We start from the raw sequence: 26,874 nt of genomic DNA on the forward strand, positions 1-26,874 counted from the left end.
TTGGGCCGCTGGCGCGGCCCAAATCGCATTTACGAACACCTATGTAGCTGACTAAGGTAATTCGCGCTTCCGTCTGCTGTTTCGCAGGCAACGCACGCAACTCTCCGTTATCGACGTACTCAGTGCGTTTTCACACAGCCTGGACCCATTGCTGCGAGCTGGCGTCGCCCACTTCTGGTTTGTCACACTCCACCCTTTTGACGACGGCAATGGTCGTCTCACGCGCACCATCACCGATCTGGCATTGGCACAGGGCGAGGCTCAGGCGATTCGTTTTTACGCAATGTCGGCGAGCATTCTTGAGGATCGCACCGGTTACTATCGGATGCTGGAAAACAGTCAGAAAGCTACGACCGATATCACTGAGTGGCTGGAATGGTTCCTGCAAACGCTTCTGCGCAGCCTGCAACAAGCCATGACGAGAATCGACAATGTGCTGGGCAAGGCGCGATTCTGGCAGGCGCACCAATCATCCGAGTTGTCGGCCGAACAAACCAAAGTACTCAATCGCTTGCTCGATGGCGGCGAAAGAGGCTTCGAGCACGGTATCGGCGCGGCTCAGTACCAGGCCGTGGCCAAAGTATCCAAAGCAACCGCGACCCGTCATCTGGCCGAACTGCTGAACAAAGACTGCCTGCAACGCCTGCCCGGTGGTGGGCGCAGCACTCGTTACCAGATCAAATATCCCGATAAGGCGCAATCCTGAGCCCTGGAACCATCGCACCCAACACCCCTGCTCATTTGCCCCTGAACCCCCTATCTGCTAGTGTCGCGCCGGTTTAACGTCAACCGGAAATCGCCGCCATGGCCCGCAAAAAAGCTGCACTGGATTTCGAACAGTCCCTCGCCGACCTGCAAACGCTGGTGGAGCGTCTGGAGAATGGCGAATTGTCGCTGGAGGACTCGCTGGCCGCTTTCGAGCAAGGCATCGGTCTGACCCGCGATTGCCAGGCGGCGCTGGCCCAGGCCGAGCAAAAGGTTCAAGTGCTGCTCGAGCGTGATGGCGAGTTGGCAGAGGAACCCTTCGACGCGGACCAACCAGAATGATTGCAGCCTACTCGGCCACCAGCCAGGCCCGCGTCAATGCGGCTCTGGAAACACTGTTCACGGCACCGAGCCCCGAGCTGGCGCGGCTGTACGAGGCCATGCGCTACAGCGTGATGAATGGCGGCAAACGCGTGCGCCCTCTTCTGGCCTACGCCGCGTGCGAAGCGCTGGGCGGCAAGCCTGAGCAAGCCAACGGCGCGGCCTGTGCCGTGGAACTGATCCACGCCTATTCACTGGTGCACGACGATTTACCGGCGATGGACGATGACGATCTGCGTCGCGGCCAGCCAACCACCCACAAAAAATTCGATGAAGCCTGCGCGATCCTCGCCGGTGACGGTCTGCAGAGCCTGGCTTTCAGCGCGCTGCTCGACCCACGCCTGAGCGCGCCGGATGCAGAAATCCGCCTGCAAATGGTCAGCGCCCTGGCACTGGCGGCAGGCCCGGCGGGCATGGTCGGTGGTCAGGCCATCGACCTCGGTTCGGTCGGCCTGAAGCTCGACCAGAAAGCCCTGGAATACATGCACCGGCACAAGACCGGCGCGTTGATCGAGGCCAGCGTCAAACTCGGCGCCCTGGCCAGCGGCCGTGCCGAGAAAGACGAACTCAAGTCCCTGCAGACTTATGCACAGGCCATTGGCCTGGCATTCCAGGTGCAGGACGACATTCTCGACGTCGAAAGCGATACCGAAACACTCGGCAAACGCCAGGGCGCCGACATTGCCCGGGACAAACCGACCTATCCGGCCCTGCTCGGTCTCGAAGCGGCCAAGGCTTACGCCCTGGAACTGCGCGATCAGGCCTTGCACGCACTGCGACCGTTTGACGCGGCCGCCGAGCCATTGCGTGATCTGGCCCGGTATATCGTCGATCGCCGCAGCTGACGGCGATTCCGCCAAAAAGGACCAACGCGTGGGCAGGGGACGATGCATCAGGTAAACTGCCGCATCTTTTATACCTATAACGATTCGCCTGATGCCCACGACGTTTCATGAGATTCCCCGCAAGCGCCCAACCACGCCCCTGCTCGACCGCGCGAATACGCCGGACGGCCTGCGCCGGTTAGGCGAAGCCGAGCTGGAAACCCTGGCCGATGAGTTGCGCCTGGAATTGCTCTACACGGTCGGCCAGACCGGTGGGCATTTCGGTGCAGGCCTGGGCGTGATCGAGCTAACCATCGCGCTGCACTACGTCTTTGACACCCCGGACGACCGGCTGGTGTGGGACGTGGGTCATCAGGCTTATCCGCACAAGATCCTCACCGGTCGTCGCGAGCGCATGGGCACCCTGCGCCAGAAGGACGGCATTGCAGCCTTCCCGCGTCGCTCCGAGAGCGAGTACGACACCTTTGGCGTCGGCCACTCCAGTACCTCGATCAGTGCCGCGCTGGGCATGGCGATTGCCGCCCGCCTGCAAAACAGTGATCGCAAGGCGATCGCGGTGATCGGCGACGGTGCGTTGACCGCGGGCATGGCGTTCGAGGCGCTCAACCATGCGCCGGAAGTGGACGCCAACATGCTGGTGATCCTCAACGACAACGACATGTCGATCTCGCGCAACGTCGGTGGCTTGTCGAACTATCTGGCGAAGATCCTTTCCAGCCGCACCTACGCAAGCATGCGCGAAGGCAGCAAGAAAGTGCTGTCGCGCCTGCCCGGTGCCTGGGAAATCGCCCGTCGCACCGAAGAATACGCAAAAGGCATGCTGGTTCCCGGCACGCTGTTCGAAGAGCTGGGCTGGAATTACATCGGCCCGATCGATGGCCACGACCTGCCGACCCTGATCGCCACCCTGCGCAACATGCGCGATCTGAAAGGCCCGCAGTTCCTGCACATCGTCACCAAGAAAGGCAAAGGCTTCGCCCCGGCGGAAGTCGACCCGATCGGTTACCACGCCATCACCAAACTCGAACCGCTGGATGCTCCGGCTGCCGCGCCGAAAAAGGCCAGCGGCCCGAAATACTCCGGCGTGTTCGGCGAATGGCTATGCGACATGGCGGCTGCCGATCCGCGCCTGGTCGGGATTACCCCGGCGATGAAGGAAGGCTCGGACCTGGTCGCTTTCAGCGAACGATTCCCGCTGCGCTACTTCGACGTGGCCATTGCCGAGCAGCACGCCGTCACTCTCGCGGCCGGCATGGCCTGCGAAGGCGCCAAACCCGTGGTGGCCATCTATTCGACCTTCCTGCAGCGCGGCTACGACCAGTTGGTGCATGACGTCGCCGTGCAGAATCTCGACGTGCTGTTCGCCATCGACCGCGCCGGCCTGGTGGGCGAAGACGGTCCGACCCACGCCGGCAGTTTCGACCTTTCGTACCTGCGCTGCATCCCTGGCATGCTGGTGATGACCCCGAGCGACGAAAACGAACTGCGCAAGATGCTCACCACCGGTCACCTGTATGAAGGCCCGGCGGTGGTGCGTTACCCACGCGGCAACGGCCCGAACGCGACCATCGAGAAAGACCTCGAGCCGATCGAGATCGGCAAAGGCATAGTTCGTCGCCAGGGCAGCAAAGTCGCCCTGCTGGTGTTCGGCGTGCAACTGGCCGAAGCCCTGAAAGTCGCCGAGACGCTGGACGCGACCGTGGTCGACATGCGTTTCGTCAAACCGCTGGATGAAGCACTGGTTCGCGAAATCGCCGGCAGCCACGAGCTGCTGGTGACCGTCGAAGAGAACGCAATCATGGGCGGCGCCGGTGGCGCAGTCAGCGAATTCCTCGCCCGCGAAAACATCCTCAAGTCGATGCTGCACCTGGGCTTGCCGGACATTTACGTCGAACACGCCAAGCCTGCGCAAATGCTGGCTGAGTGTGGGCTGGATGAAGCGGGGATCGAGGCTTCGATCCGCGAGCGCCTGCAACTGCTCAACATCTAAATCCGATACCACACCTGTAGGAGCCGGCTTGCTGGCGATGGTGTTTTCAAGGTCGCCATCGCCGGCAAGCCAGCTCCTACAGGGACTGTGTACTCTTTCGCTTCTACGAAAAAAGTTATGAATTTCTTTCGCATCGCCCTGACGCTGACCCTGCTGCCGGCCGGTCAACTGCTGGCCGACACCTTCGAACGCGACCAGGCCCTGAAACTGCCCGACGTGTTGATCAGCGCCAACCGCCAGGTCGAAGCGCGAAACGACAGCAGCGCCGCCAACACCGTGTTCACCCGCGACGACATCGATCGCCTGCAACCCGACAGCGTCACCGACCTGCTGCGTCGGGTGCCGGGCGTGCAAGTCTCGCAGACCGGCGGGCGCGGCAGCCTTCCGGGTGTTTACATCCGCGGCACCCAGTCGGCCCAAAGCCTGGTGCTGGTGGACGGTCAGCGCATCGGCAGTTCGACTTCCGGTGACAGCAACCTGCAGCACATCAACATCGAACAAGTCGAGCGCGTGGAAGTGCTACGCGGCTCCCGCTCGGTGATTTACGGCAGCGATGCCATTGGCGGGGTGATCCAGATCTTCACCCGCCGTGGCGGCGAACAGGGCTTGCAACCTCGGCTGCATGTGGGATTTGGCAGCAACCAGACCTGGGAGCGCAGTCTCGGCTTGTCCGGCGGTGATGAAAAAACCCGCTTCAACTTTGGCGCCAGCCTCGACGAAACCGCCGGGATCAATCGCACTCACGAGTCGTATCCCAGCGACGGCGACCATGACGAATACCGCAACAAGTCGTTTAGCCTGAGCCTGAGCCACGCTCTGTCCGACGATATCGAAGTTGGCGCCAATGTGCTGGATAACCGTGGCAAGAGCGAGTTCGACAACCCCTTCGGTCGCTTCGACATGAATACGTTCGAGTCGGTCCAGCAACAGCCCTACAGCGACTTCGATGTGAGCAGCGTCAGCAGCTATGTCGATGCACGGGTCAACGATCGCTGGAAAACCCGCGTTGATTTCGGCCACAGCGAAAACCGTGAGAAGACCCTCGACAAGCTCAGCGATGAGCGCACGGTGTTCAACACCTATCGCGACTCGGTGACTTGGCAGAACGACCTGACGCTCAACGAGCGAAACAGCCTGATGCTGGGCGGCGACTGGTATGAAGACCGGATCAATAGCAGCACGGCGTTCGACGAAAACAGCCGCTGGAACCGCGCCGCATTCATCCAGCATCGCTTTGAGGCCGACAGCTTCTCCACAGAGTTGGGCTTGCGTCACGACGATAACCAGCAGTTCGGCAGCCAGAACACCTGGAGCGGCACCTTCACCCTGCCGCTGAATCCGGACAACGAAGTGCTGCTGACCTACAGCGAAGGCTTCCGCGCGCCGACGTTCAACGACCTGTACTACCCGGATTTCAGCAACCCGGACCTCAAGCCTGAAACCTCGAAAAGCTATGAGCTGCAATGGCGCAGCCAATTGACCGAGAGCAGCCGCCTGGAGACGTCGCTGTATCGCACCGACCTTGAAGACGCGATCATATTCGGCAGCAACTCGCGCCCGGAGAACGTCGCCTCGGCGCGGATCAACGGCTTCGAAGCGGCGCTGAAGCAGGAACTGTTCGACTGGCAGAGCAATCTTGGCGTGGCGATCATCGACCCGCGCGACCGTGACACCGGGCATACCCTGGCTCGTCGCGCACGGCGCACCTTGAGCTGGGATCTGGACCGGCAGTTCGATCGCCTTGGCCTTGGCGCCAGCTGGCAAGCGGTCAGCAGCAGCTATGACGACTTGAACAATCAACAGCCGTTGGGCGGTTATGCCTTGCTGGGGTTGCGTAGCAGTTGGGAGCTCAATCGTGAAATCAAGCTGGAGCTGAAGGTCGACAACCTGCTGGACAAGGGTTACAGCCGGGCGCTGTACAGCTACCTAGGTAGCCAGTATGGGTATCGCGAAGAAGGTCGGGCGTGGATGTTCGGGGTGACCTGGACACCTGGGATCTAAAGCCAGACTCGATCACTTGTGGCGAGGGGGCTTGCCCCCGTTCGGTTGCACAGCAACCGCAATCCGGCTGACGGGGCATGCCTGATGAAACACCATTGCAGGACTTGGGGCCGCTTCGCAGCCCAACGGGGGCAAGCCCCCCTCGCCACAGGTCAGTGGTCAGTGGTCAGGCGCAATCAACTGGCAAAGCTTGGCGGTTGCCTCGACCATCTGCCCACTCGGCCGCTCCAGGCCTTTGTCCGTCACCAAACGCAATTGCCCTTGTGCCACCGCCGCCACCTGCGGCCAGGCTTTCCACGCATCGAGCTGCGCCTGTTCGCTGGCCAGAATCACTTCGGGATTACGCTGCAGCACAGCTTCCACGCTGACTTGCGGTGCCGGCAGTTTCAGATCGGCAAACACGTTTTGGGCACCGCACACCTCCAGCGCATCGCTGATGATCTGCTCGCCGCCAATCGTGTACAGCGGCCGATCCCAGACTTGATAGAACACTCGCAACGGCCGATCCCGTCGATAGCGTTGACGCAATTCATTCAGCCGCTGGCGTAATTCGGTGGCCAATGAAGTGCCGCGCTCAGGCCGGCCGAGCTGAGCGGCAATGGCCTAGATCTGCACGGCGAGCTGGTCCAGGCTATGAGGTTCGGCGACGTAGGTGGGAATGTTCAGGCGCTTGAGCTGGTCGCGTTGGGCCGGACCGACGCTACCAGGCCACAGCAGCAACAGATCGGGTTTCAGGCTGAGCAAGCGCTCCATGTCCAACTGGCCATAGCGGCCAACAGAGGACAGATTCTTGAGCTCGGCAGGTCGCTCACCGGCGTCCAGCACACCGACCAGCAGGTCGGCGGAACCCAGTTCGACGACGATTTCAGAGAGCGATGGCGCAAGGCTGACAACCCGCTCGACCGCGATGGTCGAGCGGCTGGCGGCCAGCAACAAAACCGCCAGCCAGACCGCGCGCATCAACCGAGTTGACGCGGAATACGGTAGAGGTAGAACAGCACGGCGGTCGACAGCGCCAGCAGCATCAGCGGCACCGCTTCGAGACCGACGAACACCGCCAGTGCGCCGATCCAGGCCGGCAACCCGGCGGCGAGGAATGCCGTGCGCCGCTTGGCCGCCAGACTGATCCAGGCGGCAGGTTCTTCAGGGGTATCGAGGGCTTTCTGGGTGGCGATCAGCGCGTGCTTGTAAGCACCGAAAAACTTCAGGCTGACAAACATCGAGGCGACTCCGGCGATGAACAAGGGCATCGCCAGCACCGGCAGGATGGCGTCGCTCTGGCCGAACACCGCGTTGATCACAAACAGCGGCAACAAGGCCAGCGCCAGGTATTGCCACCAGTTGACGGACAGTCGCCGTCGCACCTGACCGCGGGTCACGCCCGGTCTACCTCGCCCTGATGCTCATTGCCCATCATGTGGTCGAGCTTGCTGGCCTTGGTCGCCAGGTAGAGTCGGTTATGCGGGTTGTGGCCGGTGTGCAGCGGCACGCGCTCGGCGACCACGATGCCCATGTCGGTCAAGGCTTTAACTTTGCGCGGATTGTTGGTCATCAGACGCAGGGACTTCACGCCCAGGTGCTCCAGCATCGGCAGGCACATGGCGTAGTCACGCTGGTCGGCGGCAAAGCCCAGGCGCTCGTTGGCTTCAACGGTATCGGCGCCACCGTCCTGCAACTCATAGGCGCGGATCTTGTTCAGCAGGCCAATGCCACGACCTTCCTGACGCAGGTAGAGCAAAACGCCACGACCTTCGCGGGCGATGGCCTGCAAGGCGGCCTCCAGTTGCGAGCCGCAGTCGCAACGCTGGCTGAACAGGGCATCGCCCGTCAGGCATTCGGAGTGCAACCGGCCGAGCACCGGGGCACCGTCGGCGATCTCACCCAGGCTCAGCACAACGTGCTCGCGGCCGGTGGCTTCATCGAGGAAGCCGTGCATGGTGAATTGCGCAAAAGGCGTTGGCAGCTTGGAAGCGGCGACAAAAACGACAGGCACCGGTGTGCTCCTGATCTAAAAGTCTGAAGATTCGCAGAGCCGGCATTGTAACAGCAGGTTCCGGAGGACGCTTAGGCTGAATTATCGGCGATAACTATCAAAATGTTTGATGTACGCCCTGAAGACAATTCCCCTGTGTGAGCGAGCTTGCTCGCTCCCACAGGGTTCTGTATCAGTCATCGGATCTGGGAAGCATTCGAATCAAACGGATACGGCTGTTTCCAGCGCTCGAAGATCGGTTTCAGCTCGCCGGTTTTCACCAGTTGCTCCATGCGCTGATCGAACAGGACCATCAGGCTGCGTGCCTTTGGTGTCTTGGCGAAACACAGGTACAGCGGCAACTCTGCAATATGGGTGCGCCGCAGCTGGGACGGATCCTTGGCGCGGCTGATGACGTAATCGACTTCGGTCAGGGCGTCGATATAGAAGTCGGCACGATTGTGGGTCAGCATCGACACGATGCCGGTACGCCGCAGCACCTCGTCGAAGCGGCGCACATTGGGCAAGTAATCCTGGTAATCGTAGCCTCGAATCCACGCCAGTCGATAATTGCCCAGGGTTTGCGGGGTCGGTACCGGACTGCTGGCCAGGCCCAAGGCATAGATGTGATCGGTGTCGAAGTTCCAATGGGGATAGAGCACACCCTCGGATTCGTCACGATAGGAACCGACGCAGGCGTCGACCTCGCCGCGTTCGGCCAGGCCCAGCGAACGCAAGTAGGGCTCGGTGCGGATGTCGACCTTGACACCCACCGGCTCGAACACTTGTCGCAGCACGTCCCAACCCAGGCCATGACCGTCAGCGGCGGTGTAGTCCTCCCAGTCTTCGCTGGCCAGATGAATCACCGACGGCGGCGTGGCAACCCCACCGCCCGCCAGGGCAAAAGAGCAAAACATCGCGAACGCCAGCACCATCAATCCGCGTAGAGCCATCCCTGCTTCTCCCGATTAACAGTTCTCCTGATTAACGCCTGGACATTTCCGGTCAGGCGAAAAACCACACAAGTCCCTGCATCGCCAACCAGGCGAACACCCCGGCCAGGACATCATCGAGCATGATGCCAACGCCGCCATGCACGTGCCGGTCGATCCAGCGAATCGGCCACGGTTTGAGGATGTCGAAGAAGCGGAACATCAAGAAGCCCGCCAGCAACCACTGCCAACCTTCCGGCACCAGCCACAGGGTGATCCACATCCCGACCATTTCGTCCCAGACGATGCCCTCATGGTCGTGTACCCGCAAATCGTCGGCCACTTTACCGCACAGCCAGAAGCCGAACAGCATGGTGATGCCCAGCATCAGCCAGTAACCCCAGTCCGGCAGCATCTGCCACAACGGAATAAAGGGTAACGCAACTAACGACCCCCAAGTGCCGGGCGCCTTTGGCAAGGTGCCCGAGCCGAAGCCGAACGCCAGGAAGTGCCATGGATTACGCCAGACCGACGGCGGTACGAATTCCGCCGGGACCTGTTTGGGATGATCTGTCACGGTGACTCCCGAAAATGTTGATAACCCCGGGTTTGCGGGGTGATGTCCTTGCCATCGGCGTCCAGCAGCGTCACGCCCTGCCCCGTCACCACCCGGCCAATCACATGGATCGGCCAGCCATCGGCCAGCAATAGCGGCAACTCGACGGACGGTAAGGTGAAGGCCAGGACGTAATCGTCGCCTCCACTCAGGGCCGCCACCTGTGCTTGCGCTTGACCGAGAAAGGCGACCAGGCTCTGCGACAGCGGCAAACGATCACGTTCGACTTCGATGCCGACCTTCGAGGCCAGCGCGATATGCCCACAATCCGCGAGCAGGCCGTCAGAGATATCCATCGCCGACGTGGCCTTGCCCCGCAGCGCCTGACCCAAGCCGAGCTGCGGTTGCGGTGACCAGTAATGCGCCAGCAATGGCTCGGTAATGCTCGCTTGGGCCGTGCGCTGACCGAGCACCAAGGGCAAGGCACCGGCAGCATTGCCCAGGTCGCCACCGACACACAGCAGGTCGCCCGGCCGCGCGCCGCTGCGGGTCAACGCCAGGCCACTCGGGACACGGCCGAACACGGTCATGGTCAAGCTCAATGGCCCGCGGGTGGTGTCGCCGCCAACCAATGCCACGCCGCAGCTTTGCGCCATCAGGTTCAAACCACGGGCATAGGCTTGCAACCAATCGGCGGTCACCGTCGGCAAGGTCAGGGCAAGGGTGAAGGCAACCGGGGTGGCGCCCATGGCAGCCAGGTCGCTGACGGCCACGGCCAGCGAGCGCTGGCCGAGCAGAAACGGATCGCAGGGATCGGCGAAATGCACACCGGCCACCAGCGTATCGGTAGAAATCGCCAACTGTTCCCCGGGAGGAACAGCCAGCAAGGCGCAGTCATCGCCAATCCCGAGGGCAACGCCTTCGCCGCCCTGCGCACAAGGCGCGGCGGCGAAGAAGTTGCGGATCAGCTCAAACTCGCCCATTGAAGTATCAAGCGCGTTTCAGCGCTTGAACGCCTTCACTTCAGCTTCACGCAGGCGCGGGGCCAGCTTGTCGAGCACGCCGTTGACGAACTTGTGGCCGTCGGTGGAACCGAAAACCTTGGCCAGTTCGATACCTTCGTTGATCACAACGCGGTATGGCACGTCGACGCGCTTGAGCAGTTCCCAGGTGGACAGGCGCAGAACCGCCAGTTCAACCGGGTCCAGCTCTTCGATGGTCAGATCGAGGCAAGGCGTGAGTGCGGTGTCGATTTCGGTCTTGAACTGCGGAACCCCGTGAAGAATTTCGCGGAAGTACGCGCCATCAACATCGGTGAAATCGTTATCGACCCGGAACTGCGCTTCGATCTCGTTCAGCGACTGCTTGGCCATGTGCCATTGGTACAGCGCCTGGGTCGCGAGCTGACGAGCCTCACGACGCTTGACGCTTTTCGATGGCTTGCCGGCATCCGCAGGCTTTGGATCGCGCGGGTTGAAACGATCGCTTTCGTCGCTAATCACTTGGCCTCCAACTGCGCCAGCAGGCTGACCATTTCCAGAGCGGACAGGGCAGCTTCGGCACCTTTATTACCGGCTTTGGTACCGGAACGTTCGATGGCTTGCTCGATGGAGTCAACGGTCAGCACGCCGAATGCAACCGGTACGCCGAACTCCATGGACACCTGGGCCAGGCCCTTGGTGCATTCGCCAGCCACGTATTCGAAGTGCGGAGTGCCGCCACGAATGACCGCGCCCAGGGCGATGATTGCCGCGAACTCGCCTTTCTGAGCGACTTTCTGCGCAACCAGCGGGATTTCGAAGGCGCCAGGTGCGCGGATGATGGTGATGTCGCTTTCGCTTACGCCGTGGCGAACCAGGGCATCAACTGCACCGCTGACCAGGCTTTCAACGACGAAGCTGTTGAAACGGCCCACTACCAGAGCGTAGCGGCCTTTAGGGGCGATGAAGGTACCTTCGATGGTCTTCAGGGTCATTCGTTAGATCTCTTAAAGAGCCGGGACGTGTTTTCTACGCGTCCCTCAGTGATTTGTTAGCCGCGAATACAGCGCCGGAACCCGCATCGGTGTTCACTTGCAACTCGTTGTGGCGAGGGAGCTTGCTCCCGCTGGGCTGCGTAGCGGCCCCTCTTGTGGGCGCTGCGCACCCAAGCGGGAGCTAGCTCCCTCGCCACAGTAAATCAAACAAGCCTTAAGTGAACAACGATGCCAAAACCCGGTGTCTTATTCGGAGGGCACGTATTCTACAACTTCCAGATCGAAACCGGATATCGCATTAAATTTCATCGGTGCCGACATCAGGCGCATTTTGCGTACGCCCAGGTCACGCAGGATCTGCGAACCGGCACCGACAATGCTGTAGGTGGTCGGTTTTTTCACGGCAGCCTGATCGGCGGTTTCGCGGATGTGCGCCAGCAACACGTCGCCATCGAGCGGGTGACCGAGCAACAGCACCACGCCACTGCCAGCCTCGGCAACCGCAGCCATCGCGGCGCGCAGGCTCCAGCGGCCTGGTTGCTTGACCATCAGCAGGTCGCGCAGCGGGTCCATGTTGTGCACGCGAACCAGGGTCGGTTCTTCGGCGCAGACATTGCCCAGGGTCAGCGCCATGTGCACGTCGCCTTCCACCGAATCACGATAGGTCACCAGGTTGAATTGGCCCAGTTCGCTGTCCAGTGGCTGCTCGGCAATCCGCTGAACGGTACGTTCGTGGATCATGCGGTAGTGAATCAGGTCGGCGATTGTGCCGATCTTGATGTCGTGCTCAGCGGCGAAAGCTTCCAGTTCGGCGCGACGGGACATGGTGCCGTCGTCGTTCATCACTTCGCAGATCACGCCACTCGGCTCGAAACCGGCCATGCGCGCCAGGTCGCACGCCGCTTCGGTGTGGCCGGCGCGGGCCAGGGTGCCACCAGCCTGGGCCATCAGCGGGAAGATGTGGCCCGGGCTGACGATGTCTTCAGCCTTGGCATCACGGGCGGCCGCCGCTTGCACGGTGCGCGCGCGGTCGGCGGCGGAAATGCCGGTGGTCACACCGGTGGCCGCCTCGATCGATACGGTGAACTTGGTACCGAAACCGGAACCGTTGCGCGGCGCCATCAACGGCAGCTTGAGCAGTTCGCAACGCTCGCGGCTCATCGGCATGCAGATCAGGCCACGGGCGTGCTTGGCCATGAAGTTGATGTGCTCGGGCTTGCAGCACTCGGCGGCCATGATCAGGTCGCCTTCGTTCTCGCGGTCTTCGTCATCCATGAGGATGACCATCTTGCCTTGGCGGATGTCTTCAACCAGTTCTTCGATGCTATTGAGCGCCACAAGGCACCCCCCTTCTTTCGAAATTTGAGCTTCAGGATTTGAGGTAGCCGTTGGCGGCCAGAAAGCTTTCAGTAATGGTGCTGCCGGCGGTCGGCTCTGCGGCCTTGTCGCCCAGCAACAGGCGCTCCAGGTAACGGGCCAGCAAGTCCACTTCCAGGTTCACTCGGCGGCCTGGCTGGTACGACGCCATGATGGTTTCGCTCAGGGTGTGCGGAATGATGGTCAGCAGGAACTCGGCGCCATCGACTGCGTTCACGGTCAGGCTGGTGCCGTCGACAGTGATCGAGCCTTTATGGGCGATGTACTTGGCCAGGTCCTTCGGCGCGCGAATGCGGAATTCCACGGCGCGCGCGTTTTCGGTACGGGCAACCACTTCGCCCACGCCATCGACGTGACCGCTGACCAGGTGCCCGCCGAGGCGAGTGGTCGGGGTCAGGGCTTTTTCCAGATTGACCGGGCTGCCGCTTTTCAGGTCGTTCATGGCGGTGCAGTCGAGGGTTTCGCGACTGACGTCCGCCGCAAAGCCATTGCCTGGTAACTCGACGGCGGTCAGGCATACGCCGTTGACCGCGATGCTGTCGCCCAGTTTGACATCGCTCAGGTCGAGCTTGCCGGTTTCGACGTGAACCCGCACATCACCGCCCTTTGGGGTCAATGCACGAATACTGCCGATGGATTCGATGATGCCGGTAAACATGAGGTTCTCCTCGAGAACAAAGCCAAAGCTTGCGCGATGGCCGGAAATTATACGCTCGCTGCTGGCAAAGGAATGGCGATGACTCGCCAGTCATCGCCAACTGCTCGAATTTCGATGATTTTAAGCTCGGGCGCATCCTTCATTTGCGCGAGCGGCCAGTCCAGCAGCGGTCGCGCCGAGGAACCGAGGAACTTGCCGGCGATGAAAATCTGAAACTCGTCCACCAGACCGAGTTGGGCAAAGGCGCCTGCCAGACGCGGACCGGCTTCGACCAACACCTCGTTGACACCACGAGCGGCGAGTTCGACCAGCAGTTGACGCAGGTCGACCTGACCGTCGTAGCCAGGCACGATCAGGCACTCCGGACCATTGGCGTACTGCTCTTCCACTGCCACGCAGGTCGCGACCAGCGCCGGGCCGGCCTTGAAGAACGGTGCGTCCAGCGGCACGCGCAGACGACCGTCGACCAGCACGCGCAGCGGCGGGCGGCTCATGGCCAGGGCCGTTTGTTCGGTGTCCAGGCCGAGTTCATCGGCGCGCACGGTCAACCGCGCATTGTCCGCCAGCACCGTGTCGGCGCCGGTCAATACCACGCTGGCCTGGGCACGCAGTCGCTGAACTGCCGAGCGCGCCGCCGGGCCGGTGATCCATTGGCTTTCGCCACTTTCCATCGCCGTGCGACCGTCCAGGCTCATGGCCAGTTTGACCCGCACGAACGGCAAGCCATGTTCCATGCGTTTCAGAAAGCCTTGATTAAGCTTGCGCGCCTCGCCTTCCAGCACACCGCTTTCGGTGGCGATACCGGCCTGGGCCAGACGTTGCAGGCCGCGACCGGCGACTTCCGGATTCGGGTCCTGCATCGCCGCGACTACCCGGGCCACGCCGGCATTCACCAGCGCATCGGCGCAAGGCGGCGTACGGCCGTGATGGCTGCAAGGTTCAAGGGTGACGTAGGCAGTGGCGCCACGAGCAAACTCACCGGCCGCGCGCAAGGCGTGGACTTCGGCATGGGGTTCACCGGCGCGCTCGTGCCAGCCTTCGCCGACAATCTGCCCGCCCTGCACGATCACGCAACCAACCCGCGGATTGGGGTGCGTCGTGTAATGCCCCTTGCGCGCCAGTTCCAAGGCGCGAGCCATGTAGTGGGCGTCGAGGATGGCTTGTTCGGCAGGCGTGGTCATTCTTTCACCGGTTCACGGGCCAGGCGATCGATCTCTTCGCGGAACTCGTTGAGATCCTGGAAGCGGCGATATACCGAGGCGAAGCGGATGTAGGCGACTTCGTCGAGCTTCTGCAGCTCGGCCATCACCAACTCGCCGACCACGAGGGATTTGACCTCGCGTTCGCCGGTGGCGCGCAGTTTGTGTTTGATGTGCACCAGCGACGATTCGAGGCGCTCGACGCTCACCGGGCGCTTTTCCAGCGCGCGCTGCATGCCGGCGCGGAGTTTTTCTTCGTCGAACGGCTGGCGACTGCCGTCGGTTTTGATCAGGCGCGGCAACACCAGTTCAGCCGTCTCGAACGTCGTGAAACGCTCGCCGCAGGCCAGGCATTCACGCCGGCGGCGCACCTGTTCGCCCTCGGCGACCAGACGCGAGTCGATGACCTTGGTGTCGTTGGCACCGCAGAAGGGACAGTGCATGGTGGCAGGCAACAAAAAAAGGGAGGGCCATGGTAGCGCATCCCGGTGGCAAGACAAGCCATAGGGTTTGCGGTATACAGACGGGATGATCACTTGATCCATGGAATTCAGGTTTATGGAGCCACCAATGTCGTTACGTCCGCTCATTTTGCTCAGTGTTTTCAGCCTGCTGGTGGCTTGCGGCAGCGATGCACCCAAGCCCCAGCCGCCAACGCCAGGCCCGGCGCCGCAGCAAGCACAGAAGAAAGCCCGGGAGGCCGCCGAACTCGGCCCGCTGCCCGCCTATCAGCGTGAGCTGAGCGGCACGCTGCAAGGCGTACCGGCAGGTGCCGAAGTTGAACTGGCATTGCTGGTGATCGACGAAAAAGACCGCCCCCAGCAATTGCTCGCCAGTTCCAGCCTGATCGGCAACAACCAGGTGCTGCCGTTTCACCTGCGCTTCAATCCGGAATCCTTCCCGGCCGGAGCCCGCGTTGAACTGCGAGGCCGTGCCAGTCAGTCCGGGCAGTTGATCCTGCACCTGCCGTCGCAGCTGATTAGCCAGCCGACCACCCAAGCCTTGGGCCAACTGCAATTCGTCAAAGCCCCATGAGTGCACCGCTCGACCTGCAACGAGCCTTGGCTGAATTGCTCGGTGATGCACAACTGGTAGCCTGCCCATTGCCGGAAACCGATTTGAAACTGTGGCTGATCGACGGCGACAACATGGACCGCGCCTTCAGCCCGGAAGAAACCCGGCGCATCCTGCATGAGCCACCGTACTGGAGTTTCTGCTGGGCCAGCGGCCTGGCCGTGGCCCGCTATCTGGCTGCCAACCCGCATTGGGTTGAAGGCAAGCGGGTGCTGGACTTCGGTGCCGGTTCCGGAGTGGCGGGGATTGCTGCGATGAAGGCCGGGGCGCTCGAAGTCGTGGCCTGCGACCTCGACCCGCTGGCGATTGCCGCGTGCCGGGCCAATGCCGAACTCAATGATGCGCAGCTCAATTATTCGACGGACTTTTTCGCCGAGGCCGATCGCTTCGATCTGATCCTGGTGGCCGATGTGCTGTACGACCGGGCCAACCTGCCACTGCTCGACCAGTTCCTCAGCCGCGGCCGAGAGGCGCTGGTGGCGGACTCCCGCGTCAGGGATTTCCGTCATCCGTTGTACCAACGCATCGAAATGCTCGAAGCCATGACCCTGCCGGACCTGGCCGAGCCCCACGAGTTTCGGCATGTGAGCCTGTACCACGCGCAGCGCGGCTAAAAGCTTCGCGAGCAGGCTCGTTCCCACACTGGATCCGTGTCGTCCACAAATCCCCTGTGGGAGATTCTATGTTTGGGGGGAACCCCCAAGCATAGAATTAGGCTTGTATTCACTTTGGTTTTTCATCAACGCGAACATCACTCTGGCCAGCTTGCGTGCCAGGATAACCAAGGCTTGAGTACCTTTTAGGCCTCTGGCCAGATAACTCTCGTAGTACGGTTTCCAGATCGGCGAACGGCTGGCGGCCATGGCGCTGTTGTGAAACAGGCGCCGGAACTCCGAGTCTCCTCGCTTGGAGAGTCGACGCCTTTGATCCTTTTGTCCTGACTGCCTCACCCGCGGATCCATGCCGAGGAAGGCCACGTATTCGTCGCTGTTAGCAAATTTTCCACGCAAAAACGCTGTGGCCGCTGCTGTGGCTGTCAGGAGCCCGACACCCTCGACGGCCTGGCAGCGCTTCACCTGATCCTGCATCCCGGCGTCCTCAGCAATCTCCTTGAGTGTTTTCTGAATCGTTTTTTCGAACTGGGCAATGGCGGCCAGAAGCTGCTTGAACTGTTCTTTGAGCAGGGGTTCGTTTTTCCAGCTTTGCTTGAGTGCGACACAGCCCCGGACCAACTGAGCCCGGCGACGAAGCAGGCTTTTGAGTTGGGTGTAAGCCTTCGGCGGAGGACTCCAGATCCTCAGTCTGTCGGACTCCCTGCTCAAGTAACGCGCCAGCAGTTCGGCATCCAAGGCATCTGTTTTCGCCCTCATGCCTATTCCGTCGCGGTATTTGTTGAGGCGACAGCCATCGATGACATAAACGTCATGGCCCATTTCATGGGCTATTTCCGTTGTATCAAGGTGATAGATATTGGTCGCTTCAAGCGCGATAGCGCTGTTCGCAGGTAGCGTCTTGAGCCATTGCTTCAGGGCTGATCGCTTGTTCGCGACATTTCGGGTTCGTTCCAGGTCGGATCGATAGATAACAATCTCGTCCTTCGCCACATCCACACCAACGACCACCTGAGAATCAAGGATTGTCATGGCCCACCCTCCGAGCTAGGGTTTAAAGACTTGTTGGGGTTCACCGTTGCGCTGGCTTGTTTCTATCGTCGGTCCGAGCCGATGCATTCCTTATCGGCGCATTAGGTGAAGGGGTGGGACGAAGTCTCCCACGGTCTGTACTGGTCAGAGTCAGATGACGAGCTTTAGTCCCACCCACCCCTTCAAGTCTAAACATACAAGCGAGCCTGTTCGCGAAGGCGTCCTGCCAGACGAAACATATCCAACGACCACCCGGCTTTCGGCGCCCCCCACCAAGCCGTATAGTTGCCCCATTCACGCTTCCAAGAGATTGCCCATGAGTCAGGAAACGCCGTACATCTTCGACGCCACGACTGCCGATTTCGACCAGTCGGTGATCGAGAACTCCTTCCACAAGCCAGTGCTGGTGGATTTCTGGGCCGAATGGTGCGCGCCCTGCAAAGTGTTGATGCCGATGCTGCAGAGCATTGCCGAGAGCTATCAGGGTGAGTTGCTGCTGGCCAAGGTCAACTGTGACATCGAACAAGACATCGTCGCTCGCTTCGGCATCCGCAGCCTGCCGACCGTGGTGCTGTTCAAGGACGGCCAGCCTGTCGACGGCTTTGCCGGTGCCCAGCCGGAATCCGCCGTGCGCGCCCTGCTCGAACCCCATGTACAGATGCCCCCGCCGGCCGCCGCCGATCCGTTCGAACAGGCCCAGGCGCTGTTCGACGACAGTCGCTTTGCCGATGCCGAAGCCCTGCTCAAAGTGCTGCTGGGCGAAGACAACACCAACGCCAAGGCGCTGATCCTTTACGCTCGTTGCCTGACCGAACGCGGTGAACTGGGCGAAGCGCAAGCCGTGCTCGATGCAGTCAAGAGCGACGAGCACAAGGCCGCGCTGGCCGGCGCCAAGGCTCAGATCAAGTTTCTCGGTTTGGCCAAGGACTTGCCGGATGCCGCTGACCTGAAGGCCCGGCTGGCGAAAGACCCGCTGGACGATGAGGCGGTCTATCAACTGGCGATTCAGCAACTGGCCCGTCAGCAGTACGACGCCGCGCTGGATGCACTGCTCAAACTGTTCATCCGCAACCGCAGCTACAGCGAAGGCTTGCCGCACAAGACCTTGCTGCAGGTGTTCGAGTTGCTGGGCAATGACCACCCGCTGGTGAGCACGTACCGCCGCAAGTTGTTTGCCGCGCTGTACTAAGCCGGCCTTGTAGGAGCGAGCTTGCTCGCGAAAAACCTGAGAGCACCGAGGTGAATCAGGTTTCCCGCGTTATCGTTGACGCCCTTTCGCGAGCAAGCTCGCTCCTACACCAACCAGCGATAGATCGGCGTATCGGCGCCGCTTTCCACCTTCACATCCGGACTATGGCGCAAGCGCACCAACAGGCGCTTGCCCGCCGCCGCGCTGCCAGTCAATCCTTCCAGTTGATCGAGCAGGTCCGGGCCACTGAGCTGCCCGGCCTTGCGTAGCAAATCCCGGGCGATCTGCCACAGCGCATCATCCTGGTTCAGCGGTTTCGCCGCTGGCACGCTGGCCGGGGGTTTTTCCACCTGTAACTGCGCCCCTAGTCGCGCCCAGTCCGCGTCGTCCATCTCCAGGGTCAAATCCACCGGCCAGTCGCCGATGCTTCCGCGAATTCGCAACATGGGTCTGCTCCTGCACATTTCTTCCCTGCATGCTCCCATGGGACTTGTGCAACGCCAAGCAGACAGTCAAACTCTGCGCAATTACGTTATAAGATTACATAACATTTTCTTCATTTTACATTTCGGAGACTCGCCATGCGTCGTCTGCTTCTCGCCCTGCCGTTTGCCCTGTTGCCTCTGGCCGTCGCCCATGCCGCCGACGAGCACGATCATGAGCATGGCAGCCTGGGTGCCCACGAACATGGCGTGGGACGCCTGAACGCGGCGCTCGACGGCAAGACCCTGGAGCTGGAGCTGGAAAGCCCGGCGATGAACCTGGTGGGTTTCGAGCATGTCGCCACCAGCGATGCCGACAAAGCCAAAGTCACCGCCGCCCGCGCGCAACTTGAGCAACCACTGGCCCTGTTCAACCTGCCAAAAGCCGCCGGTTGCGTGGTGGAAAACCAGGAACTGGAAAGCCCGTTGTTCGGCGACAAGCCCGATGCCGACGATGATCACGATGAAGACGCCAAGGACGAAGACGGCCACGAACATCACCATGATCACAGCGAAATCCACGCTCACTACCAGTTCACCTGCGCCACACCGGCGGAACTGAAGACGCTGGACCTGGCGAATATTTTCACCCGTTTCCCGGCCACCCAGAAAATTCAGGTACAACTGATCGGCCCGAGCGGGCAGCAAGGCATTGAAGTGACGGCCAAGGCTGCCACCCTCAAATTCTGAATCCACCTCGTTCCCCTTTGTAGGAGCGAGCTCGCTCGCGATGGACGTCAACGATAACGCCGCAAGCCTGATTCACCTCGGTGCTCTCAGGTTTTTCGCGAGCGAGCTCGCTCCTACAAGGGTTCACCACTAACCTGACCGGTTTCACATGACCCAAGCACTCATCGAACTGTCCGACCTGGGCTTCAGCTGGCCCGGTCACCCGCCCCTGCTGGACATCCCGGCGTTTCGTCTGGAGCGTGGGGAAACCCTGTTCCTCAAAGGCCCCAGCGGCAGTGGCAAGACCACCCTGCTCGGCCTGCTCGGCGGCGTGCAGAAACCTGATCGCGGAAGCATCCGCCTGCTCGGCCAGGAATTGACGCAACTCTCGGCCGGTGCCCGTGACCACTTCCGCGTCGATCACACCGGTTACATCTTCCAGCAGTTCAACCTGCTGCCGTTTCTGTCGGTGCGTGAAAACGTCGAACTCCCCTGCCACTTCTCGAAACTGCGCGCCGAACGGGCGAAACAACGCCACGGCAGTGTCGACAAAGCGGCCGCGACGCTGCTTGCCCACTTGGGTCTGAAGGATGCAAACATCCTCGGTCGCCGCGCCGATTCGCTGTCCATCGGCCAGCAGCAACGAGTGGCCGCTGCGCGAGCCTTGATCGGGCAACCGGAACTGGTGATCGCCGACGAACCGACCTCGGCCCTCGATTACGACGCCCGCGAGAACTTCATTCGTCTGCTGTTCGCCGAGTGCCGCGAAGCCGGGTCGAGCCTGTTGTTCGTCAGTCACGACCAGAGCCTGGCGCCGCTGTTCGACCACAACCTGTCGCTGGCCGAACTCAATCGCGCCGCCACCCCGTCCGAGGTCTGAGATGTATCTGTTTCGTCTAGCCATGGCCAGCCTGGCTAACCGCCGTTTCACCGCGATCCTCACCGCATTCGCCATCGCCCTGTCGGTGTGCCTGTTGCTGGCGGTGGAGCGCATGCGCACCGAAGCCAAGGCCAGTTTCGCCAGTACCATCAGCGGCACCGATCTGATCGTCGGCGCCCGCTCCGGCTCGGTGAACCTGTTGTTGTACTCGGTGTTCCGCATTGGCAATGCCACCAACAACATCCGCTGGGACAGCTTCGAGCACTTCGCCAACAACCCGAAAGTGAAGTGGGCGATCCCGATGTCTCTCGGCGATTCCCATCGCGGCTACCGGGTGATGGGCACCACCGAAGCCTACTTCGAGCATTACCAGTACGGCCGCCAGCAACACCTGGAACTGGCCGATGGCCGCGCCTTCACCACCGACCCGTTCGAAGTGGTGCTCGGTGCCGAAGTGGCCGAGGCACTGCACTACAAACTCGGCGACAAACTGGTGCTGGCCCACGGCGTGGCGGCGATCAGCCTGGTCAAGCACGACGACAAACCGTTCACCGTGGTCGGCATTCTCAGGCGCACCGGCACCCCGGTGGACCGCACGCTGCACATCAGCCTTGGTGGCATGGAAGCGATTCACATCGACTGGCATAACGGCGTGCCGGCCCGGGGCGAGGGTCGCATCACGGCCGATCAGGCGCGCAACATGGACCTCGCGCCGCAAGCGATCACCGCGTTCATGCTCGGTCTGAACAACAAGATTTCGACCTTTGCCCTGCAACGGGAAATCAACGAATTCCGTGGGGAGCCGATGCTGGCAATCCTGCCGGGCGTGGCGTTGCAAGAGCTGTGGAGTCTGATGGGCACCGCGGAAAAAGCCTTGTTCGTGGTCTCGTTGTTTGTGGTGCTGACCGGATTGATCGGCATGCTCACGGCCATTCTCACCAGCCTCAACGAACGCCGCCGGGAAATGGCGATCCTGCGCTCGGTGGGCGCTCGCCCATGGCACATCGCGACGTTGCTGGTGCTCGAAGCCTTTGCCCTGGCACTGTCGGGCGTGATCGCCGGTGTGGCGTTGTTGTATGTGTGCATCGCGGCGGCCCAAGGTTATGTGCAGGCCAACTATGGCCTGTTCCTGCCACTGTCCTGGCCCAGCGAGTATGAATGGACGCTGCTCGGTGGCATCCTGATCGCCGCGCTGCTGATGGGCAGCGTGCCGGCCTGGCGCGCCTATCGCCAATCCCTGGCCGATGGCCTGTCGATCCGTTTATGAGGACGTTGAAAATGCCCCGCGCTGTACTTGCGCTGTTGATGCTGGTCGCCCTTCCCCTGTGGGCGGCCCAGCCGAAAGATTTGACCTGGTCGGAGATGATTCCGCCGGATGCGCCCAAAGAAGTACCGAACATGACACCGCTGCACGACCTGTCGCAGATGAGCAACGCGCTCTCGGCAGAGTCGGCGCCAGCCGCCAAACAGGACATGCCCAACGCACCGGTGGTCAAGGCCCTCGATGGCCAGAACATTCGCCTGCCGGGCTACATCGTGCCGCTGGAAGTCAGCGAGGAGGGACGCACCACGGAGTTCCTCCTGGTGCCGTATTTCGGTGCCTGCATCCACGTACCGCCACCGCCGTCGAACCAGATCGTGCACGTCAAAAGCGAAGTCGGCGTGAAGCTCGACGAGCTGTATCAGCCGTACTGGATCGAGGGCGCTTTGCAGGTCAAGGCGACCACCAGCGAGTTGGCGGATGCCGGGTATCAGATGGAGGCGGACAAGATTTATCTGTATGAATTGCCGGAGTGAATCAGGTCGTTTTGTGTCGACTGTCAGTCCGCCATCGCGAGCAAGCTCGCTCCCACAGGCGATCACATGCCTCCTGTGGGAGCTTGCTCGCGATGAGGCCATCAGAAACACCACAAATTCCTACCCCTTGCCACTTTCATTGAGCTGCATCAAAAGACCGAATAGTTAGCCGGCTTACCATTGGACATCGAACATTTTTAACGTCCTTTGGAGCCCCCATGAACAAGTCCATGCTCAGCGCTTCGCTGGTTGCCCTCGCGCTCGCAGCCCCGCTCGCCCATGCCCACGAGGCCGGTGACATCATCCTTCGTGCGGGCGCCATCACCGTTAACCCGAAAGCCGACAGCTCCAGCGTGAAGGTTGATCAAGGCCCGCTGGCGGGGGCCGACCTGGGCGGCAAGGCGACCATGAGCAGCGACACCCAACTGGGTCTGAACTTCGCCTACATGCTCACCAACAATTGGGGGATCGAATTGCTGGCGGCCACGCCGTTCGAGCATGACGTCAAACTCAAAGGCACCGCCCTGAGCGCCGCCAACGGCAAACTCGGCACGCTCAAGCACCTGCCGCCAACCCTGAGCGTGGTGTATTACCCGCTGGACGCGAAGTCCGCGTTTCAGCCGTACGTTGGCGCCGGTATCAACTACACCTGGATCTACGACGAACACGTCGGCAGCGAAGCCCAGTCCGCCGGCTTCAGCAACTTCAAGGCGAAGAACTCTTGGGGCATGGCCTGGCAGGTCGGTGCCGACTACATGCTGACCGACCATGTCATGCTCAACGCCCAGGTGCGTTACATCGACATCGATACTCGCGCCACCGTCGAGAACAACTCGATTGCCCCGGGCACACGTGCCAAGGTCAATGTGGATGTGGATCCGTTCATCTACATGGTTGGTCTGGGTTACAAGTTCTAAACGAACGTTCACGTGGTGGTGAACCTGGCTGTTGTGGCGAGAGAGCTTGCTCCCGCTGGGTTGCGTAGCAGCCCCAAAACCGGCAGAAGCGGTGACTCAGACAAACCGCAGTGACTGGATTTACGACTGCTGCGCAGTCGAGCGGGAGCAAGCTCCCTCGCCACAGGAATTGCACACGCTGTTATCGCAAATTCCAGCCACAAAAAAGGCACCCTTCAGGGGTGCCTTTTTTGTACCAGCAAGAATCTCAGCGCCCCAACAACCGCGCCAGCCCTACACGCATCGGAGTCTGCTCCGTGGTAGTGAAGCGCTCCAACAGACGCTGGTTGTTCGCCCGGGAGTGACGAATGTCACCGGAACGCGCCGGGCCGTAGCTCACCGGTGGCAACTTGCCGACCACGGCTTCGAGTGCTTCGAGCATTTGCTTGAGGGTCGTCGCCTGGTTCCAGCCCACGTTGACCGCACCGTCTTCGACCCGGGGCTTCTCGATGGCCTGCACCAGCAAGTCGACCAGGTCTTCGACGTAGACGAAATCCCGGGTCTGCTCACCATCACCGAACACGGTGATCGGCAGGCCTTGCTGCGCGCGTTCGCTGAAAATACTGATCACCCCGGAGTACGGCGAGGACGGATCCTGGCGCGGGCCGAAGATGTTGAAGAAGCGGAAAATTACCGGCTCCAGCGCATGCTGGCGGCGGTAGAAATCGAGGTACTGCTCGCTGGCCAGTTTGTCCGCCGCATAAGGCGTCAGCGGTGCCTTGGGCGTGTCTTCGTCGATCGACTCGCCCTCGCCATTGTTGCCATACACCGCCGCGCTGGAAGCGAACAGCACGCGTTTGACCCCGGCCTGACGCATGGCTTCGCAGACGTTCAGCGTGCCGATGAAGTTGCTCTGGTGCGTACGCACCGGATCGTCCACCGAGGCCTGTACCGACGCCACGGCGGCCAGGTGCGCCACGGCGCTGCAACCAGCCATCGCCTGGGCAACCAAGGCCGCATCGGCCACATCACCGACGATCAGTTCGACTCCGGGATTGTCCAGCGGCAGATTGCTGCGCTTGCCGGTGGACAGGTCATCGAGAATCCGTACCGCATGCCCCTTGGCAAGCAGGGCGTCAGCCAGGTGCGAACCAATGAAACCGGCACCACCGGTGATCAAAACGGGACCGTCAACCATGGCGATAGAACCTGTCCAGTAGACCGGGAAGCGCCGCACGCCAGGCACGCGGTTTGATCCCGAAGGTATGCAGAATTTTTTTGCAGGCCAGAACCGCGTGTTGCGGCTCTTCGGCAGCGTCCGGACGCGCGGCGTGAGCCTGGGCGGTCGGGGCTTCGATGGCCAGCGGATGCAGGCTACGGGCTTCGGTCAGAATCGCCTGCCCCAGCGCCAGCGGCGTGGTCGCCTCGTGCCCGGCGTAGTGGTAGGTGCCCCAAAGCGGCGCCGCACAATCGAGTTGCTTGAGCACTGAAATGATCACGCGGGCGGCATCGTCGACCGGCGTTGGATTGCCGCGTCGATCGTCGGCCATCAACAGTTCTTCGGGTTGTTCGGCACGGGCGAGGAAGCGGCCAAGGGCGCCATCCGGGCTGTCGTCCAGCAGCCAGCCGAAACGCAGCAGCACGTGTTGCGGGCAGGTGGCACGAACGCTTTGTTCGATCCGCCACAACGCCTGACCGCGCAGGCCTAAGGGCACCGGTTCGTCTTTTTCGCTGTAGGCCGTGGCGCGGGAGCCGTCGAACACTCGATAGCTGGAAGGTTGCAGCAGGACGATGTTGTGGTGCTGGCACAGTTCCGCCAGACGCTCGATCGCGCGCTCCTGGCCAGCCAGACGCGATTCGCTCACTGCCTCGGCCTGAAACCAGTCGAAGTAGTAGGCAAGGTTGATCAATGCATCGGGACGGGTGTCGTCGAGCAGTTGTGTCAGGCTCGCGGCATCCCAGCCGTCTTGCGGCGGGCGGGGGGCGAGGAAACCGATGTCTTCCTCCGCACCGAGGCGAATCAGCGCCTGCCCAAGGGCATTTCCGCCGCCCAGTAACATAAGGCGCATTCGCATAGAGTCAGCAGGCCCAGTCTGATTGGAACGATGGCTTTATCGACACCGCGCCCAGGCGATGTCGTTGGTAATTGCCGGAATCGTTGCATTTTGCGGGTTTAGTGCGCAACCGTCATCCGTAAAGTGTAGATGTCCGGGATTTGTGGTGTTGCCACTGGCCCCATCGCGAGCAAGCTCGCTCCTACAGGGGATCTGCGGTGTAAACAAATCAACTAATGAAATGGCTACCCCCCCCGCTGCCCCCTGTGATCGCCCACTAAGCTTTCACAGGGGGCTCATCGGAGATCATTGCCATGAACAACGTAGCTATTGCCGCCATCGACCTCGGAAAACATTCCTTTCATCTTCATGCTCAAGATGATCGCGGCCACGAGGTTCACCGCAGAAAGTTTACGCGCGCAGCACTCACCCAATATCTGGCGAAACTGGAACCCTGCACCGTCGTGATGGAAGCCTGTGGCGGCGCCCATTTCATGGCGCAGGAAGTCGCCAAGCTGGGGCATACGCCCAAGCTTATTGCGCCACATCTGGTACGCCCTTACGTGAAGAGCAACAAAAACGACTTCGCTGATGCCGAAGCGATCTGCGAGGCGGCGACCCGGCCCACAATGCGCTTCGTGCACCCCAAAACCCAGGCTCAGCAGGCGCTGGCGATGCTCAATTCAGTTCGTGAGTCGTTCATCAAAGACCGTACCGCCACCGTCAATCGGATTCACGCAGCCCTGCTGGAGGTGGGTATCAGCCTGGCTCCCGGCTTCAAATCCATCAAAGAGCTTCCAGCATTGCTTGAGATGAGTTCATTTTCCGGCTCCATCAAAAAAATTCTGATGGGGTTGCATGAGCACTTCAACTATCTGGATGGGAAGGTCAAAGCGCTGGACAAGGAGGTGGAATGCCAAGCAGCTGAAGATGATCTGGCGGCTCGTTTGATGACCATGCCGTGTGTCGGCCCGATCACCTCCAGCGCCTTGGCTGCCGAGTTGGGCGATGGCAAACAGTTCAAATGCGGCCGAGGCTATGCGGCGTCGATCGGGCTGGTACCCAAACAGCACGGTACGGGCGACAAAACCGTGTTGCTCGGCATCAGTAAACGCGGCGATCGAAATCAGAGGCGCCTGCTCATCCAGTGCGCCCGTGTGTACTTGATACAACTGGAACGACAGAAAGGCGCCTTGGCGGACTGGGTCCGCCAACTATTAGCTTCCCGCCATCACTCCAATCTCGTGGTCTGCGCACTGGCCAACAAGCTGGCAAGAATCGCCTGGGCGATAGCCGCACACCACACTGAATTCGATGCGGGGCCAGCCGCGATGAACGCCTGACCCCGCTGTCACCCGAGCACCACCCACCTGGTTTTGCGATGCTGGATAACTGATGACGTGAACGGCCAACCGGCCTGACGACAACCCTGGGCTCCTACACGGCTGTAAGGCCGTTCAACTAATTAGGGTCGTTGGGCATCGATTCTCATCGAGGCGCGGGGCGACACCCCCACTCAGACGCCGGATAGATGAAAGCAAGCCAAACACGCATCAAATACAGTATTGCAGAAAAGGGGGTAACCATAGATGTAGGAGC

28 protein-coding genes and 2 pseudogenes are annotated in these 26,874 nt (G+C 61.2%); 14 read left to right on the forward strand and 16 right to left on the reverse strand.

Translation table 11 applies throughout. The annotated features are described in order from the left end of the window. Window positions 1–136: 136 nt before the first annotated feature. From B0D71_RS21810 to B0D71_RS21830, 5 genes and pseudogenes are all read left to right on the forward strand, one after another. A pseudogene (locus B0D71_RS21810) lies at window positions 137–706 on the forward strand (Fic family protein); the annotation flags it as partial. Window positions 707–804: 98 nt separating this feature from the next. Next, window positions 805–1,047, forward strand: coding sequence for an exodeoxyribonuclease VII small subunit (locus tag B0D71_RS21815; RefSeq protein WP_007970180.1), 243 nt, complete (start codon window positions 805–807; stop codon window positions 1,045–1,047). Continuing rightward, window positions 1,044–1,931, forward strand: a complete 888-nt coding sequence (gene ispA / locus B0D71_RS21820; RefSeq protein ID WP_103396574.1) for a (2E,6E)-farnesyl diphosphate synthase — start codon at window positions 1,044–1,046, stop codon at window positions 1,929–1,931. The genes B0D71_RS21815 and ispA overlap by 4 nt, the downstream gene beginning before the upstream one ends. 91 nt (window positions 1,932–2,022) lie before the next feature. Further along, entirely contained in the window at window positions 2,023–3,921 is a 1,899-nt protein-coding gene (gene dxs / locus B0D71_RS21825; RefSeq protein ID WP_103396575.1) for a 1-deoxy-D-xylulose-5-phosphate synthase, read from the forward strand. A gap of 117 nt (window positions 3,922–4,038) precedes the next feature. After that, entirely contained in the window at window positions 4,039–5,922 is a 1,884-nt protein-coding gene (locus tag B0D71_RS21830; RefSeq protein ID WP_103396576.1) for a TonB-dependent receptor domain-containing protein, read from the forward strand. Window positions 5,923–6,081: 159 nt separating this feature from the next. On the opposite strand, the pseudogene B0D71_RS21835 reads toward B0D71_RS21830, so the two are convergent. The 12 genes and pseudogenes from B0D71_RS21835 to nrdR form a co-directional block, all read right to left on the reverse strand. Then, window positions 6,082–6,882: pseudogene (locus B0D71_RS21835) on the reverse strand (cobalamin-binding protein). Further along, on the reverse strand, window positions 6,882–7,301 hold the full coding sequence (locus B0D71_RS21840; RefSeq protein ID WP_103396577.1) for an MFS transporter: 420 nt from the start codon (window positions 7,299–7,301) through the stop codon (window positions 6,882–6,884). Before B0D71_RS21840 ends, B0D71_RS21835 begins: the two are co-directional and overlap by 1 nt. Further along, complete coding sequence (ribA, locus tag B0D71_RS21845; RefSeq protein WP_056728926.1) at window positions 7,298–7,915, reverse strand: GTP cyclohydrolase II; 618 nt, start codon at window positions 7,913–7,915, stop codon at window positions 7,298–7,300. The genes B0D71_RS21840 and ribA overlap by 4 nt, the downstream gene beginning before the upstream one ends. A 176-nt stretch (window positions 7,916–8,091) precedes the next feature. Further along, window positions 8,092–8,847 carry a substrate-binding periplasmic protein gene (locus tag B0D71_RS21850; protein WP_103396578.1) on the reverse strand — a complete coding sequence of 252 codons (756 nt, stop codon included), beginning with the start codon at window positions 8,845–8,847 and terminating at the stop codon, window positions 8,092–8,094. Between the two features lie 52 nt (window positions 8,848–8,899). Then, window positions 8,900–9,403 (reverse strand): phosphatidylglycerophosphatase A family protein, encoded by a 504-nt coding sequence (locus B0D71_RS21855; protein WP_007970166.1) that lies wholly within the window; start codon window positions 9,401–9,403, stop codon window positions 8,900–8,902. Continuing rightward, window positions 9,400–10,365, reverse strand: a complete 966-nt coding sequence (gene thiL / locus B0D71_RS21860; RefSeq protein ID WP_103396579.1) for a thiamine-phosphate kinase — start codon at window positions 10,363–10,365, stop codon at window positions 9,400–9,402. Before thiL ends, B0D71_RS21855 begins: the two co-directional genes overlap by 4 nt. An 18-nt stretch (window positions 10,366–10,383) precedes the next feature. Next, window positions 10,384–10,884, reverse strand: a complete 501-nt coding sequence (nusB, locus tag B0D71_RS21865; RefSeq protein ID WP_008053839.1) for a transcription antitermination factor NusB — start codon at window positions 10,882–10,884, stop codon at window positions 10,384–10,386. Beyond that, a complete protein-coding gene (gene ribH / locus B0D71_RS21870) occupies window positions 10,881–11,357 on the reverse strand; it encodes a 6,7-dimethyl-8-ribityllumazine synthase (protein ID WP_003228649.1) in 477 nt (158 codons plus the stop codon). Before ribH ends, nusB begins: the two co-directional genes overlap by 4 nt. Window positions 11,358–11,603: 246 nt before the next feature. After that, window positions 11,604–12,695: a bifunctional 3,4-dihydroxy-2-butanone-4-phosphate synthase/GTP cyclohydrolase II gene (gene ribBA / locus B0D71_RS21875; RefSeq protein ID WP_103396580.1), complete on the reverse strand. Its 1,092-nt coding sequence runs from the start codon at window positions 12,693–12,695 to the stop codon at window positions 11,604–11,606. Window positions 12,696–12,726: 31 nt separating this feature from the next. Beyond that, window positions 12,727–13,392 (reverse strand): riboflavin synthase, encoded by a 666-nt coding sequence (locus B0D71_RS21880; protein WP_008018158.1) that lies wholly within the window; start codon window positions 13,390–13,392, stop codon window positions 12,727–12,729. A gap of 47 nt (window positions 13,393–13,439) precedes the next feature. After that, window positions 13,440–14,573, reverse strand: a complete 1,134-nt coding sequence (gene ribD / locus B0D71_RS21885) for a bifunctional diaminohydroxyphosphoribosylaminopyrimidine deaminase/5-amino-6-(5-phosphoribosylamino)uracil reductase RibD (RefSeq protein ID WP_103396581.1) — start codon at window positions 14,571–14,573, stop codon at window positions 13,440–13,442. Beyond that, window positions 14,570–15,034 (reverse strand): transcriptional regulator NrdR, encoded by a 465-nt coding sequence (gene nrdR / locus B0D71_RS21890; protein WP_003228656.1) that lies wholly within the window; start codon window positions 15,032–15,034, stop codon window positions 14,570–14,572. Before nrdR ends, ribD begins: the two co-directional genes overlap by 4 nt. Window positions 15,035–15,161: 127 nt before the next feature. Between nrdR and B0D71_RS21895 the strand changes: the two genes are divergently transcribed. Together B0D71_RS21895 and B0D71_RS21900 are read left to right on the forward strand one after the other, a co-directional pair. Next, window positions 15,162–15,626 carry a YbaY family lipoprotein gene (locus tag B0D71_RS21895; RefSeq protein WP_103396582.1) on the forward strand — a complete coding sequence of 155 codons (465 nt, stop codon included), beginning with the start codon at window positions 15,162–15,164 and terminating at the stop codon, window positions 15,624–15,626. Continuing rightward, window positions 15,623–16,279: a class I SAM-dependent methyltransferase gene (locus tag B0D71_RS21900; RefSeq protein ID WP_103396583.1), complete on the forward strand. Its 657-nt coding sequence runs from the start codon at window positions 15,623–15,625 to the stop codon at window positions 16,277–16,279. Before B0D71_RS21895 ends, B0D71_RS21900 begins: the two co-directional genes overlap by 4 nt. Before the next feature lie 66 nt (window positions 16,280–16,345). Here the strand turns inward: B0D71_RS21900 and B0D71_RS21905 are convergent, their stop codons facing one another. Further along, window positions 16,346–17,308, reverse strand: a complete 963-nt coding sequence (locus tag B0D71_RS21905) for an IS110 family transposase (protein WP_103393606.1) — start codon at window positions 17,306–17,308, stop codon at window positions 16,346–16,348. 316 nt (window positions 17,309–17,624) lie between these two features. On the opposite strand from B0D71_RS21905, the gene trxA reads away from it, so the two are divergent. Next, on the forward strand, window positions 17,625–18,497 hold the full coding sequence (gene trxA / locus B0D71_RS21910; RefSeq protein ID WP_103396584.1) for a thioredoxin: 873 nt from the start codon (window positions 17,625–17,627) through the stop codon (window positions 18,495–18,497). 104 nt (window positions 18,498–18,601) lie between these two features. Here trxA and B0D71_RS21915 read toward each other — a convergent pair whose 3' ends face one another. Further along, complete coding sequence (locus B0D71_RS21915; protein WP_103396585.1) at window positions 18,602–18,943, reverse strand: hypothetical protein; 342 nt, start codon at window positions 18,941–18,943, stop codon at window positions 18,602–18,604. Window positions 18,944–19,078: 135 nt separating this feature from the next. Between B0D71_RS21915 and B0D71_RS21920 the strand changes: the two genes are divergently transcribed. From B0D71_RS21920 to B0D71_RS21940, 5 genes are all read left to right on the forward strand, one after another. Beyond that, a complete protein-coding gene (locus tag B0D71_RS21920) occupies window positions 19,079–19,669 on the forward strand; it encodes a DUF2796 domain-containing protein (protein WP_103396586.1) in 591 nt (196 codons plus the stop codon). Window positions 19,670–19,817: 148 nt separating this feature from the next. After that, window positions 19,818–20,528 carry an ABC transporter ATP-binding protein gene (locus tag B0D71_RS21925; RefSeq protein WP_007970153.1) on the forward strand — a complete coding sequence of 237 codons (711 nt, stop codon included), beginning with the start codon at window positions 19,818–19,820 and terminating at the stop codon, window positions 20,526–20,528. A 1-nt stretch (window position 20,529) separates the two neighbouring features. Further along, window positions 20,530–21,795: an ABC transporter permease gene (locus B0D71_RS21930; protein ID WP_103396587.1), complete on the forward strand. Its 1,266-nt coding sequence runs from the start codon at window positions 20,530–20,532 to the stop codon at window positions 21,793–21,795. An 11-nt stretch (window positions 21,796–21,806) separates the two neighbouring features. Then, window positions 21,807–22,325, forward strand: coding sequence for a DUF3299 domain-containing protein (locus B0D71_RS21935; protein WP_103396588.1), 519 nt, complete (start codon window positions 21,807–21,809; stop codon window positions 22,323–22,325). A gap of 218 nt (window positions 22,326–22,543) precedes the next feature. Then, the gene (locus B0D71_RS21940; RefSeq protein ID WP_103396589.1) at window positions 22,544–23,242 is read left to right on the forward strand and encodes an OmpW/AlkL family protein; all 699 of its coding nucleotides are present in this window, start codon (window positions 22,544–22,546) and stop codon (window positions 23,240–23,242) included. A 247-nt stretch (window positions 23,243–23,489) separates the two neighbouring features. On the opposite strand, the gene B0D71_RS21945 is transcribed toward B0D71_RS21940, so the two are convergent. Continuing rightward, entirely contained in the window at window positions 23,490–24,419 is a 930-nt protein-coding gene (locus tag B0D71_RS21945; RefSeq protein WP_103396590.1) for an NAD-dependent epimerase/dehydratase family protein, read from the reverse strand. Beyond that, entirely contained in the window at window positions 24,412–25,296 is an 885-nt protein-coding gene (locus tag B0D71_RS21950; protein WP_046041630.1) for a sugar nucleotide-binding protein, read from the reverse strand. Before B0D71_RS21950 ends, B0D71_RS21945 begins: the two co-directional genes overlap by 8 nt. Window positions 25,297–25,589: 293 nt before the next feature. On the opposite strand from B0D71_RS21950, the gene B0D71_RS21955 reads away from it, so the two are divergent. Beyond that, the gene (locus B0D71_RS21955; RefSeq protein WP_103392895.1) at window positions 25,590–26,618 is read left to right on the forward strand and encodes an IS110 family RNA-guided transposase; all 1,029 of its coding nucleotides are present in this window, start codon (window positions 25,590–25,592) and stop codon (window positions 26,616–26,618) included. The last annotated feature ends 256 nt before the right edge of the window (window positions 26,619–26,874 follow it).

It is taken from the genome of Pseudomonas laurylsulfativorans (assembly GCF_002906155.1).
Lineage (GTDB): Bacteria > Pseudomonadota > Gammaproteobacteria > Pseudomonadales > Pseudomonadaceae > Aquipseudomonas > Aquipseudomonas laurylsulfativorans.